This window comes from Noviherbaspirillum sp. Root189, from assembly GCF_001428545.1.
In the GTDB taxonomy this organism is placed as follows: Bacteria; Pseudomonadota; Gammaproteobacteria; order Burkholderiales; family Burkholderiaceae_D; genus Noviherbaspirillum.
The window spans coordinates 1-12,826 of the sequence record NZ_LMHZ01000045.1; the positions used below are offsets into that span (position 1 = coordinate 1).

Consider the following 12,826-nt stretch of genomic DNA (forward strand, 5'->3'; position numbering starts at 1 on the left):
TGGCATTGGTCTGTTGACCGCTACTGGCATTGGTCTGTTGACCGCTACTGCGATGGTGGCCGCCACCAGTGGAAATGTCGCTCATTTCAAAGATGCCCGGCACTTCGCCAGCTGGTTCGGGTTGACACCAAAGGAACATTCGTCCGGCAGCACCAGAAACCTGGGACGCATCACCAAGAAAGGCGACCCGTTACGGGTCGGAATTGGTATTAGCCAGAGCCACAGCGTGAGCTGCAAGACCGGATAATTTGCACCGACACTGGCGAGGCAGGCTGGGCAGCGATGAAGAGCTTACGCTGCTTCGCGCGATGCCTTCTTGCGCTCGTGCTCTTTCAGGAAACGTTTGCGCAGACGAATGCTCTTCGGCGTGATTTCGACCAGTTCGTCGTCCTCGATAAATTCAACCGCGTATTCCAGTGTCAGCTGAATCGGCGGTACCAGGCGCACCGCTTCGTCGGTACCAGATGCGCGCACGTTGGTCAGCTGCTTGCCCTTGATCGGGTTGACAACCAGGTCATTGTCACGCGAGTGAATGCCGATGATCATGCCTTCATAGACCGGATCGTTGTGGCTGACAAACATGCGACCGCGATCCTGCAGCTTCCACAATGCATAGGCGACCGCAGCGCCATCGTCCTGCGAAATCAGCACGCCGTTGCGACGGCCTGCGAGCTCGGGCTTGCTGCTGTCGACCGGGGAATACTCGTCGAAAATGTGGCTCATCAGACCGGTACCACGTGTCAGCGTCATGAACTCCGACTGGAAGCCGATCAGGCCACGTGCCGGGATACGGTATTCAAGGCGCACACGGCCCTTGCCATCCGGTTCCATGTTTTGCAGGTCGCCACGACGACGGCCGAGTTCTTCCATCACGCCGCCCTGGTGGGAGTCTTCGACGTCAACGGTGAGCAGCTCGTAAGGTTCGCATTTGACGCCGTCAACTTCCTTGAACACCACGCGCGGACGCGAAACGGCCAGCTCGTAACCTTCACGGCGCATGTTTTCCAGCAAGATGGTCAGGTGCAATTCACCACGGCCGGACACTTCGAATGTCGTGTCGTCACCGGTGTCGGTCACACGCAGCGCCACGTTGGATTTCAGTTCGCGGTCAAGACGATCACGGATCTGGCGGCTGGTGACAAACTTGCCTTCACGGCCAGCCAGCGGGGAATTGTTGACCAGGAAGTTCATGGTCAGCGTCGGCTCATCGACCTTCAGCATCGGCAAGGCATCCGGCTTGTCAGGCGAGCACACGGTAGTGCCGATGCCCAGCTCTTCGATACCGTTGATCAGGACAATGTCGCCAGCGATCGCTTCATCGACCAGCACGCGTTCGAGGCCCTTGAACTTCAGTACCTGATTGATGCGTGCCTTGGTCGGCGTCGAGTCTGGACCATTCATGATGATCACATCCTGCAGCGCCTTGACACGACCGCGGCTGATACGGCCGATACCGATCTTGCCGACGTAGGAAGAGTAATCAAGCGAAGAGATTTGCAACTGCAGCGGACCGTCCGGATCGTCGTCACGTACCGGGACATTTTCGAGTACGGAGTCGAACAGCGGCTTCATCGTGCCTTCGCGTACGTTCGGATCGAGGCTGGCGTAGCCATTCAGCGCCGAGGCGTAAACAACCGGGAAGTCGAGCTGTTCTTCGGTCGCGCCGAGCTTGTCAAACAATTCGAATGTCGCGTTGATAACCCAGTCAGGGCGCGCACCCGGACGGTCGATCTTGTTGACCACAACGATAGGCTTGAGGCCCAGGCCGAGCGCCTTGCGGGTCACGAAACGGGTCTGCGGCATCGGGCCTTCGACCGCGTCGACCAGCAACAGCACGGAATCGACCATCGACAGTACGCGCTCGACTTCGCCACCGAAGTCAGCGTGGCCGGGGGTGTCGACGATGTTGATATGGGTGCCTTCGTATTCAACCGCGCAGTTCTTGGCGAGAATCGTAATGCCACGCTCTTTTTCCAGATCGTTGGAGTCCATCACGCGTGTATCTATTTGCTGGTTTTCGCGGAAGGTGCCGGACTGACGCAGCAGCTGATCGACCAGAGTGGTTTTGCCGTGGTCAACGTGAGCGATGATGGCGATGTTGCGCAGAGCGCGTTTTGTGTTTGACATGGTGTGTGAGCGCGAGATTCGATGAACCCGAAATTATAGCATGCTGCGACGCAAGGAAATAATCAAAAATTCTTGTATTTCAATGGCTTGCGTCGGACGAAGAGGTATATGGACAAACAGAGTGTGAAAAAATTCGCGAAAAATCCATGCAATTTTATGTGTGACATTTACACATTGAATCACATGGCGATGAGGCGCTCGGGCGCAAGGACGCCGTGGGCCAATAACTGCGCGGTACCGAGCAATTGTGCGCCTTCCTGCCGGTAGACGCGTACTCTTCCCGGCCTGATATGCAAGGGATCATGAGTTTTGCCTGGCGGCAGTCGCTGCCCGTGCATAAACCGCTCCGCAAGTTCTTCGGGCAAGGATACCGCCGGGAAAGTGGACAATAGCGCATCAACGGGTGCCAGCATGCTGGTCCGCTCTGGCTCTGCCGTTGCGGACAAGCGGTCGATGGTGACTGCACGATCGAGTGTAAGGTCGCCCACTTCCGTACGCCGCAATCCTTGCAGATGCGCACCGCACCCGAGTGCATCGCCGATATCCTGGCCGAGGACGCGGATATACGTTCCTTTGCTGCATTTCACGCGCAAGGTCAGCATCGGCGCCTGATAATCCAGAAGTTCCAATGTGTAGATGATTACCTGCCGTGCCTCACGTTCCAGTGTAATACCGGCACGCGCATATTCATACAACGGCTTGCCATCGCGCTTGAGCGCGGAATACATAGGCGGCACCTGGTTGATCGGCCCGCGAAAACGGGAGAGAACTTCTTCGATTTGCGCCAGATTGACCGCAACAGGGCGGGTATCCAGCACTGCGCCTTCCGTATCGCCGGTTTCGGTGGTGATGCCAAGATGAACTACGGCTTCGTAGGTTTTATCGGCTTCCAGCAAATCCTGGGAAAACTTTGTCGCTTCGCCAAAGCAAAGTGGCAATAACCCGGTGGCAAAGGGGTCAAGCGTGCCAGTGTGGCCGGCTTTCTTCGCACTCAGTAGCCATTTGGCCTTCATCAGCACATCATTGCTGGACGAACCGGCTGCCTTGTCGAGCAAGAGAACGCCATGCACGGGGATACGAATTTTTTTCGGCTGAGTGGAAGCCATGTGGGCAGATAGATAATGTCGTGAAGAACAAGCCGATGCAGGATGCAATGCTTATTCAGGCAAAGCTTATTCTGGCTTTGAATCTGTCTCGTTGTCAGCGTCCGCGGCACGTGTGGCATTGGCCTCATCGATCAGTTTCGACAGCGCCATCCCGCGTGCGGTGGAACGGTCATGGACGAAATGCAGCTCGGGTGTGGTGTGTATGGTCAAACGGCGTCCCAACTGACCGCGGATGAATCCGGATGCTTTTTGCAATCCGGACAAGGTATTCTGAATTGCTTCGTCGTTATCAATCAGTGTTGTAAAAAACACTTTTGCGTGAGCGTAATCGGGCGTCACTTGTACTTCGGTGATCGTAATCATGCCTACACGTGGATCCTTCAGTTCATAGGCGATGATTTCCGCCAGGTCGCGTTGTATCTGGTCTGCGACGCGAACACCACGCCCCGGAATCGATTTGCTGTGTTTAGCCATGCTTTGCTACTTTCTTCTTACTTTTATTGCTTATCAGTCGGAACGCACTGCGCGGTCCGGGTATGTGGCGGTTTGCGATGCTGTTGCCGTATAGGCATCCTGCGGCGACTCGTTACACCTGGACCGCGCAGTCCGAACCGAGAATTAGACGAGGCTTTTTTCCTGTGACCAGTAACAGTCCCCAATGTTGCATGGGGCTGCTTATGGTTTTTGGCGGTTTGACCGACGCGTCAATGCATAAACCATCATTGCACAACGGGCTTTGAATTTCGCCCAGGTTTAGGGCATCGTCAAATGTGCAACTTTTGCATATCGATCTTCTTGAAACACAATGCGCCGCCGCACTTGTAGTACGACGGCGCATTGGAGAAACAACCATCAGGCGTCAGGTATTACGCTCGGTGGCCTGCAGTGCGTTTCTTGCAGACCGATTACAACGTACGAGCAACTTCCTGCACCTCGAAAACTTCCAGCTGATCGCCTTCATGGATGTCATTGAAGTTCTTCAGTGACAAGCCGCATTCAAATCCAGCCTTCACTTCCTTCACGTCATCCTTGAAGCGTTTTAGCGAGTCAAGTTCACCTGTCCACACAACTACGTTGTTGCGTAGCAGACGTACCGAGGAACCACGCTTGACCAGTCCGTCGAGCACGTAGCAACCGGCGATCGAGCCAATTTTGCTGACATGGAACACTTGGCGGATTTCCACCAGGCCCAATGCCTGCTCACGCTTCTCCGGAGACAGCATGCCGGACATCGCCGCCTTGATTTCATCTACTGCATCGTAAATGATGTTGTAGTAGCGAATGTCGATGCCGCTGCTTTCCGCCAGCTTGCGTGCCGACGCATCAGCGCGCGTGTTGAAGCCAATAATGACTGCCTTCGAAGCCACTGCCAGGTTGACGTCGGATTCGCTGATGCCACCGACTGCCGCGTGCACGATCTGTACGCGGACTTCGTTGGTGGACAACTTTTGCATCGAATGCACGATCGCTTCTTGCGAGCCCTGTACGTCCGCCTTGATGATCAAAGGCAAATTCTTGACTTCGCCTTCGGCCATCTGTTCGAACATGTTTTCCAGCTTTGCTGCCTGCTGCTTCGCCAGTTTGACGTCACGGTATTTGCCCTGACGGAACAGTGCGATTTCACGCGCTTTGCGCTCGTCGCCCATTACCATGACCTCTTCACCGGCTGCCGGCACTTCGGTCAAGCCCTGAATCTCAACAGGAATGGATGGACCTGCTTCGTTGATTGTCTTGCCATTTTCGTCCAGCATCGCGCGAACACGCCCATAAGCCGAACCGGCAAGTACAACGTCGCCACGCTTGAGCGTACCGGATTGCACCAGCACGGTTGCAACCGGGCCGCGACCTTTGTCGAGCTTGGCCTCGATTACCAGACCCTTGGCATGCGCATCAATCGGCGCCTTCAGTTCCAGCACTTCGGCCTGCAACAGCACGTTTTCCAACAAATCGTCGATGCCCTGGCCGGTCTTTGCCGATACCGAGATGAATGGCGATTCGCCACCATAGGCTTCCGGCACAACTTGCTCTGCAATCAATTCCTGCGTTACGCGCTCGGTATTGGCACCTTGCTTGTCGATCTTGTTGATCGCGACAACGATGGGCACACCTGCTGCCTTCGCGTGAGCAATCGCTTCCTTCGTCTGCGGCATCACGCCGTCGTCAGCCGCTACTACCAGAATGACGATGTCGGTGGCCTTCGCACCGCGGGCACGCATTGCAGTAAATGCTTCGTGACCCGGCGTATCGAGGAAGGTGATGATGCCACGTGGCGTTTCGACGTGATAAGCGCCGATGTGCTGTGTAATGCCGCCAGCCTCGCCTGCCGCCACTTTGGCGCGACGGATCGAGTCGAGCAATGAGGTCTTACCATGGTCAACGTGACCCATGACGGTGACGACCGGTGCACGCGACACTGCTTCGCCTTCGGCATGCGCACCAGTGTCCTCAAGCAATGCTTCAGGATCATCCAGTTTGGCGGCAAATGCCTTGTGTCCCATTTCCTCGACCAGAATCATGGCCGTTTCCTGGTCGAGTACCTGGTTGATGGTAACCATCTGACCCAGCTTCATCATGTGTTTGATGACTTCGGATGCCTTGACCGCCATCTTGTGCGCCAACTCGGCAACCGTGATGGTTTCCGGTACGTGCACGTCGCGCACGACGGCTTCCGTTGGCACTTGGAAATTCGACTCATGGCGGTCATCGCCATGAGAGGAACGGCGGCCTTTCGGACCACCACGCCAACCATCGCGTCCGCCAGGCGTCGTCGAGGTGCCACCACCGCGTGTTTTGATGCCACGCTTTTTAGCGGCATCGTCCTGCCAGGTCGACGAAACGTTAGCCGACTTGATGGATTTCTTGTCGCCCGGCGCGGGCTTCTTGTCCGCAGGCTTTTCACCTACCGCAGGTTTCTTGTCGGTTGGCTTGTGCAGTGTCCCTTCGGCGGCCTTGGCAACGGGTGCCGGTGCCGGCTCAGGTGCCTTTACAACCTTGCGCGGCTGGCTCATCATCGCTTTGATCTGAGCCACCTCGTCGGCCACGGCCTTGCGCGCGCGTTCGGTCGCGGCGGCACGCTCGGCGGCTTCCTTGGCCTCTTGCTGAGCAGCCTTCTTCTTCGCCTCGTCGTCATCCGCACGCTTCTTCTCTTCGGCGACGGTCAGGTCAACCTTGGCCGCCTGAGCAGCCTGCTCGGCAGCAGCCTTGGCAGCCTGCGCCTTACGAGCCTCCTCGGCTTCGCGCATGGCCTTCGCTTGCGCTTCCTTCTCGGCTTCGAGTTTAGCGAGATGCTCCTGTTTCTCACGCAGCTCGGCTTCTTGTCGTGCAACCAGTTCAGCCTGACGGCGTGCTTCTTCAGCCCGGCGCGCCTCTTCGGCCTCGTCGACAACCGGCGCAGCCGGTGTTGGCGGCGCAGTATTTTCTTCGGCCGCCGGCTCGTCGCGCTTGATGAAGGTGCGCTTCTTGCGCACTTCGACCTGAATCGTGCGCGACTTGCCAGTGGCGTCGGCCTGCTTGATTTCTGTCGTTTCTTTGCGCGTCAGCGTGATTTTCTTTTTCTCGCCATCCGGTATTGTGCCGTGCGAGCGGCGCAGGTGATTCAACAGCTTATCCTTGTCCTCTTTGGACAAGGCATCGGACGCCGAACTTTTCTCGACGCCGGCAGCGCGCAGTTGCGTTAAGAGCAAGTCTGCGGGCATCTTCAGTTCGGTGGCAAATTGGGCTACGTTGTTACTCGCCATTCAGTCCTCTTTTCTATGTGGCACGACAGATGATATTGGAGCGTTCGCGATCATTTAGCTTCTGCCAGCTCCCGCGCTTTGGCTTGCAACGCCCGAGCACGATCGTCGTACTTGGCGTCGATCAGGCGCATCTCATCATCGGTCACATCTTCAAATTGGTTTTCAATCAGCTGACGAGCACGTTCGATCGGCAACGCCAGAATCGAACCAAACTCGTCATAGGCCAGTCCGGCAAACGCATCAAGCGTCTTGATACCGGCCAGTCCCAGTTTTCCTGCTGTTACGCGGTCAATACCGTCAAGGTTGACCAAGGTATCGTCCATACCTTCCAGTCCTTCTTCGGAAGCAATTGCTTCAGTTACCAGTGCATCGCGCGCACGGTTGCGCAGCTCATTGACGGTGTCCTCGTCGAATGCCTCGATATCGAGCATTTCAGTGATCGGCACATAGGCGATTTCTTCAAGACTGGAGAAACCTTCATCAACGAGGATGTCGGCCACTTCCTGGTCAACATCAAGCTTTTCCATGAACAACGCACGGATAGCCGCCGTTTCAGCCGCCGATTTATCCGCTGACTCTTCGGCTGTCATGATATTGATTTGCCAGCCAGTCAGTTCAGATGCCAAACGCACATTCTGTCCGCCGCGGCCGATAGCAATCGCGAGGTTTTCCTCATCGACCACGACATCCATCGCATGTTTTTCTTCATCCACAACAATCGACGACACGTTGGCAGGTGCCAGAGCACCAATCACAAACTGTGCCGGGTCTTCGGACCACAACACGATATCGACACGTTCGCCACCGAGCTCTCCAGTGACAGCCTGTACACGCGAGCCGCGCATACCGACACAAGTGCCGATCGGATCAATCCGCTTATCGTTTGTAAATACTGCAATCTTGGCGCGTATGCCCGGGTCGCGCGCTGCCGATTTGATCACCAGCAAACCTTGCTCGATTTCCGGCACTTCCAACTCGAACAGCTTCATGATGAATTCCGGCGCGGTACGCGACAGGATCACCTGCGGACCACGCGCATTGCGGTCGATGCGCAGGATGTATGCACGAACACGATCGCCAATACGAAGGTTTTCCTTCGGAATCATCTGGTCCCGCGGCAGACGGGCTTCAATCTTGCCCGATTCAACGATCGCGTCGCCGCGCTCCATACGCTTGATAGTGCCTGTTACCAGCGCATCGCCGCGCTCCAGGAAATCTGCAAGAATTTGTTCACGCTCGGCATCACGGATACGCTGCAGGACGACCTGCTTGGTGTCCTGTGCAAAGCGTCGCCCAAAGTCGACCGATTCAATCGGCTCTTCGATGTAATCATCCACTTCGATATCAGGGATCTGCTCTTTTGCCTCGAAATGCAACACTTCCTGATCAGGCAACTGCAGACCCGCTTCGTCCGGCACGACATGCCAGCGGCGGAAGGATTCGAATTCGCCAGATTCGCGATCAATGGAGACGCGCACGTCCACTTCGCCGTCGTAGCGTTTCTTGGTCGCTTGTGCGAGCGCATGCTCGAGCGCTCCGAAGACGATTTCTTTATCGACATTTTTTTCTCGTGCCAGCGCATCGACCAACAACAGTACTTCGCGACTCATGCTTTGCGACTCCTAAAGTCCACTTTCGGCACCAACCGTGCCTTGTCCACATCGGCAATGACAAACTCCAGCATCGCCGGCCCATCTTTTCCTTCAAATTCCAACTTCAGCTTGTCGCCATCGGGCTCATGCAAAACGCCTTGAAATGACTTGCGATTTGCCGCACCAGGCATCGGCATGCGCAGCTTGACGATCGCCTCCTGCCCGGCAAACCGGGCATAGTCGGCAGGCTTCTTCAATGGCCGGTCCAAGCCCGGCGAAGAGACTTCAAGCCGTTCGTAAGTTGCATTTTCGACCGTCAGCACATGGGAGAGCTGATGACTGACCTTTTCGCAGTCTTCGACCGTAATGCTTCCCCTTTCCGCCTCCTCTGGCGGAAAGTCAATGTATACGCGCAGCAGGCCATGCGCCGCCTGTTCCAGGTCAACCAGCTCATAGCCCATGCCTACAACGGTTTTTTCAACCAGTTCCAGCAACCGCAAACTTATTTCTCCATAAAAACAGGGTAAACCCGCAATCTTCGCAAAGTGTTTAACAAAAAAAAAATGGGCATGTGCCCATCTCTTTTTATCGTTCCACCGCTTTGCGCGGCGCTCCCAACAAGGCGCGCACTTGCGGACGCGACCTTTGTTAACTCTCTAATTATAAACAATTATTTAGTGCATCGCAATGCCGGAGCCGCCTTGCCGGCCTATGCAAGGCAGATATTTCCTTCGACAGAACCTTTTCAGGCTGCCCGAACCAGCCTTGTGGTCAGCCGCGAGAACGTCTACGCGGCAAACCTTGCACTGCAGTCATGCCACGACCCGGCGTCGCAGGCCCACGGCGTCGATGCTGACCGGCATCCGGAAAGCCCAAAGCGGTTTGCAGGGGGTCCGGTTGACGGCTGCGAGTCTGGCCTTGCTGACCCTGTTGGCCCTGTTGACCTCGTGGGTTAGTCCGTCCTTGTTGCGGCTGACCACGCCTGCCGGGCACCGTCTTTTCGACGACATTGCCATTACGCTCACCACGCGACTTGCCGTTTTGCATCGGCACCGCATTCTTTTCAAGGCCACTAAGGCTCATGAGCCCGCGCACCGCATTTTCATCCAACTCTTCCCATCGTCCCCGCTTGAGGTTACTCGGCAATGTCAGCGCACCATATCTGGTTCTGATAAGACGAGAAACGGTAAGGCCGATGGCTTCAAACATGCGCCTGACCTCCCGGTTACGCCCCTCTCCGATCGTCACGCGATACCAGCGATTGACGCCTTCACCGCCACCGTCCGCAATTTTTGAAAATTGCGCCACGCCATCGTCAAGCTCCACTCCGGACAGCAGCTTTTGTCGCATACCTTCTTCGAGTTCGCCCAAAGTACGGACGGCATACTCACGCTCGATGTTGTAACGCGGATGCATGAGGCGATTCGCAAGGTCGCCTGATGTAGTAAATAGCAGCAGACCTTCAGTATTGAAATCAAGCCGTCCAACCGCCAGCCACTTACCGGCTTTCATTTGGGGCAGACTTTCGAATACGGACGGTCGGCCTTCTGGATCGTCATGGCTGACAATCTCTCCGGCCGGCTTGTGATAGATGAGCACACGCGGCGGGCGCTTGCTTACCTTACGCTGAATCAGTTTGCCGTTGATGCGCACCTGATCTGTCGCCAGAATACGCTGGCCAATGTGCGCCGGTTCGCCATTTACGGAAACGCGGCCGGCGATAATCAACTCTTCCATGTCACGACGCGAACCGAGTCCGGCTTCCGCCAATACCTTGTGCAACTTCGGCGCATCGTCTTCTGCGGTCAGATCACGCCGCACCGACTTGCCAGGTGCCGGCCTGCTGTCGCGTCGCCCCTCGACATCAACGGAGGTATCGAACGCTCCCGAGGTAACCAATGCAAAAATGTCTTCGGCCCCACCGCTTCCGGCCCTTGCCTGAGGTTTGCCCGGCACATTGCCTTTTCGGCCGCCCTGCCTCGGCTTTTGCCCCTGGCCGCTGGAAGCATCCCTATGGCTGTCTTCGCGCTTGCCGGAATCGGCATTGCGGCGTGGACGCTGGCTCTTCTCACCACCGTCCGAACGGACGGGCATGTTGCCGCTACTTTCTACCTGAGCCGGCGCGGAACCGGTTTCAGCAGTAACGCTATCGGCACCCCCATCCTGCTTCGGTACGCGTGTACGTCTTAGGCTGCGCGGCCCTCGAACGCCGCGCTTTACCGGCTTTTTCTTGCCCTCCTCACCTTGGACATCTTGAGCATCAACCGCTTTAGCAGCCGATGTTGGACGTTCGCCGGACTCCGACCTTTGATCGGCATCAGCAGCGACAAGCGCTGTTTCATCAGTGTGGGAAGGCAGATTCATTGTTTCGTTCTTAGTTTTGCTGGCTTGGCGTTGCATCATCCTGTGCTTCCGTGGCGGGTTCGGCCTCAAACGAGGAAATTCCGGTGTCCGCCTCCGGAATGACATCCTGAGATGCCGCGGGAACGGGGCTTGATTCGTTGTGCGATTCAGCGTTTTCTGCAGCGACTGGATCTGATGCAGCGGCATCCCCAGACGGCGGTGTCGCGGGGGCGACCTGAGATGCCTCTACGTGTGCATCCGGGTTAATCGCTCCCGGGGCAAGCGTCGCCTGGATTTCGCCCTGGAGAGCCTGCATCTCGGGCAGCATGCCACCCTGTACTTCTTCCTTTGTAACCTGCTGCAGTGGTGGCAACTGGTCCAGCGACGTCAATCCGAGATCATCAAGGAACTGCCGGGTTGTTGCAAACAATGCCGGTCGACCAGGGACGTCTCTATGTCCGATAGCCTCAATCCAGCCTCGGTCTTCGAGCATCTTTATGGTTTGCGAGTTCACTGTGACGCCACGGATTTCTTCGATGTCTCCGCGCGTCACGGGCTGGCGGTAAGCAATAATTGCCAGTGTCTCGAGCGTGGCGCGTGTGTATTTGGGCGGCTTTTCAGGATTAAGCCGCTCAAGGTATTTCTTCATTTCAGGACGACTCTGGAAGCGCCATCCGGTGGAAAGAGTGACGATTTCGATACCCTTGTCGACCCAATCGTTCCGTAACTCTTCCAGCATTGCCTTAATGGTATCGGCACCGACTTCTTCATGACCCTCGCCATTTTCCGCGAAGAGCTTTTTCATGTCATTGATCGACAGCGGCTCATGCGCGCAAAGCAACGCGGTTTCGAGGACTTTCTTAGCCTCAATAGTATTCATGTTTTTTGCGTATTGTTCTTCACTAACTCAGTGCAGAAGTTATCGTCAACGACAGGCGCCGCGAGACGCAGTCCGGCCAGAGAAAACCCGTTGATGCTTTCCGACACCCGATTTATTGGAGTAATTATGAGGGCGGGAATATAAGACTTAAAGACTTGGTTGCGGGGACAGGATTTGAACCTGTGACCTTCGGGTTATGAGCCCGACGAGCTGCCAGACTGCTCCACCCCGCGTCTGAAGAGAAGAAGTATATCCTGTATCGACTGGCAACGCAAATGCAATCATCCCGGCAGTGATACACTTGGTCTGTGCATGTGCTTATCTCAATTGTGAGAAACTTGATATAACAGATTCAATTCCGCTATAAAAATAGCTATATACAATTGAGTCCAGCTGAATAATTTGTCAACCAGGCTTAGCCAGGCCTTCCATCTTTTTGCGTCCGACCTTTATGAAATTCTGTTCTGAATGTGCGCATCCTGTGTCGTTGCTGGTTCCACCCGATGACAACCGTCCGCGCTTCGTGTGCGAACAATGCGGCACCATCCACTATCAGAATCCGAAGATGGTGATTGGCTCCATTCCTGTATGGGAGGAAGACGGAAAGACCCGCGTTCTTCTCTGCAAGCGCGCGATAGAGCCACGCTATGGTTACTGGACGCTACCGGCAGGCTTTATGGAAAATAATGAGACCACCACGGAAGCGGCACTGCGGGAAACGTTTGAGGAAGCCGGGGCACGCATCGAATTGCATGGCCTCTTCTCGCTCCTGAATGTCCCGCACGTTCACCAGGTACACATGTTCTACCGCGCTACGCTGCTTGACCTCGATTATGAGGCTGGTACCGAAAGCCTCGAAGTGGAACTGTTTACCGAGGAAGAGATCCCGTGGAGCGATATCGCCTTTCCTACCGTCGGGCATACGCTCAAGTCCTTCTTCACGGATTTGGCACGCGTTCGCAGTGAAGGTGGCAATTATGGTTTGCACACGGAAGATATCCGAAAGCCGATGCGCCAAACCGATTGAGGTCATGCATCAGG

9 protein-coding genes, 1 tRNA gene and 1 pseudogene are annotated in these 12,826 nt (G+C 55.8%); 2 read left to right on the top strand and 9 right to left on the bottom strand.

Translation table 11 applies throughout. The annotated features are described in order from the left end of the window. Window positions 1-187, top strand: a pseudogene (locus ASE07_RS21185) (transposase); the annotation flags it as partial. Between the two features lie 104 nt (window positions 188-291). Here the strand turns inward: ASE07_RS21185 and typA are convergent. The 9 genes from typA to ASE07_RS21230 all read right to left on the bottom strand — a co-directional run bounded on the left by typA (window position 292) and on the right by ASE07_RS21230 (window position 12,018). Beyond that, window positions 292-2,127 (bottom strand): translational GTPase TypA, encoded by a 1,836-nt coding sequence (gene typA / locus ASE07_RS21190; RefSeq protein WP_057292819.1) that lies wholly within the window; start codon window positions 2,125-2,127, stop codon window positions 292-294. A gap of 179 nt (window positions 2,128-2,306) precedes the next feature. Then, window positions 2,307-3,233, bottom strand: coding sequence for a tRNA pseudouridine(55) synthase TruB (truB, locus tag ASE07_RS21195; RefSeq protein WP_057292820.1), 927 nt, complete (start codon window positions 3,231-3,233; stop codon window positions 2,307-2,309). Between the two features lie 66 nt (window positions 3,234-3,299). Next, complete coding sequence (rbfA, locus tag ASE07_RS21200; RefSeq protein ID WP_057292821.1) at window positions 3,300-3,707, bottom strand: 30S ribosome-binding factor RbfA; 408 nt, start codon at window positions 3,705-3,707, stop codon at window positions 3,300-3,302. A 431-nt stretch (window positions 3,708-4,138) separates the two neighbouring features. After that, window positions 4,139-6,970, bottom strand: coding sequence for a translation initiation factor IF-2 (gene infB / locus ASE07_RS21205; RefSeq protein ID WP_057292822.1), 2,832 nt, complete (start codon window positions 6,968-6,970; stop codon window positions 4,139-4,141). A gap of 50 nt (window positions 6,971-7,020) precedes the next feature. Next, window positions 7,021-8,580, bottom strand: coding sequence for a transcription termination factor NusA (nusA, locus tag ASE07_RS21210; RefSeq protein ID WP_057292823.1), 1,560 nt, complete (start codon window positions 8,578-8,580; stop codon window positions 7,021-7,023). Then, complete coding sequence (gene rimP / locus ASE07_RS21215) at window positions 8,577-9,062, bottom strand: ribosome maturation factor RimP (RefSeq protein WP_057292824.1); 486 nt, start codon at window positions 9,060-9,062, stop codon at window positions 8,577-8,579. The genes nusA and rimP overlap by 4 nt, the downstream gene beginning before the upstream one ends. 271 nt (window positions 9,063-9,333) lie before the next feature. Beyond that, window positions 9,334-10,926, bottom strand: a complete 1,593-nt coding sequence (gene rluB / locus ASE07_RS21220) for a 23S rRNA pseudouridine(2605) synthase RluB (protein WP_057293025.1) — start codon at window positions 10,924-10,926, stop codon at window positions 9,334-9,336. Window positions 10,927-10,936: 10 nt separating this feature from the next. Beyond that, the gene (gene scpB / locus ASE07_RS21225) at window positions 10,937-11,785 is read right to left on the bottom strand and encodes an SMC-Scp complex subunit ScpB (protein ID WP_057292825.1); all 849 of its coding nucleotides are present in this window, start codon (window positions 11,783-11,785) and stop codon (window positions 10,937-10,939) included. Window positions 11,786-11,941: 156 nt separating this feature from the next. Then, a tRNA-Met gene (locus tag ASE07_RS21230) sits at window positions 11,942-12,018 on the bottom strand. A gap of 218 nt (window positions 12,019-12,236) precedes the next feature. On the opposite strand from ASE07_RS21230, the gene ASE07_RS21235 reads away from it, so the two are divergent. Next, window positions 12,237-12,812 (top strand): NUDIX hydrolase, encoded by a 576-nt coding sequence (locus tag ASE07_RS21235; RefSeq protein ID WP_057292826.1) that lies wholly within the window; start codon window positions 12,237-12,239, stop codon window positions 12,810-12,812. Window positions 12,813-12,826 lie beyond the last annotated feature (14 nt).